General features: G+C 76.4%; 2 pseudogenes. Both read right to left on the bottom strand.

From position 1 onward, the window contains the following. A pseudogene (locus DKT68_RS31750) lies at nt 1–224 on the bottom strand (penicillin-binding protein 2); the annotation flags it as partial. 3 nt (nt 225–227) lie between these two features. Beyond that, nucleotides 228–601, bottom strand: a pseudogene (locus tag DKT68_RS04870) (hypothetical protein); the annotation flags it as partial.

Below are 601 nucleotides of genomic sequence, written 5' to 3'. Positions count from 1 at the left end.
GTGCTGCGCGGGGTACGCCGCTGCTCGGCGGCCCCGCCGCGGGTCGGCGCGCCACGTTCCTCGCGGACGGTCCGGCCCCGAGGGGTGTACGCCCGGGCGCCGGAGATGCCCCCGATGCCCGGCTCGCCGGCACGTGGCTCCCCGTCGACGGGGCCGCCGTTACGCGAAGAACCGCGCCGGGACCCCGTGGGATCCCGGCGCGGCTCGTCCGACCTCGGTGGCACTGGTCAGCCTCCCGCACCCTGGCTGGTCACCGACGGCTCGCCGGTCGCCGGCTGCGGCACCCCGAGGGGCAACTTGCCGTCCGGCAGCCGGACGTACCCCGGCTCGCCGGCGTCCACCAGGCCCAGCCGCCGCGCCTGGGCGGTCAGGTTTCCCGGCGCCTCGGCGTCGGCGATCTGCCTGTCCAACTGCTGCTTCTCCAGGTCCAGCCGGGCCTGCTGCTGCTGCAGCTTCTCCAGCCGGAACGCGTTCTCGTTGATCTTGGTGTTGACCGCCAGGATGCCCAGCACCCCGCCGACCACCAGCACCACGATCAGCGCCGCGAACGGCGCGCGCGGCACCGACACCGGAGGCGGCGGCGCCACCCGCAGCCGGGGCG

Source organism: Micromonospora acroterricola (genome assembly GCF_003172955.1).
GTDB classification, from domain to species: domain Bacteria; phylum Actinomycetota; class Actinomycetes; order Mycobacteriales; family Micromonosporaceae; genus Micromonospora; species Micromonospora acroterricola.
This window is presented reverse-complemented; position numbering and strand designations above follow the sequence as displayed.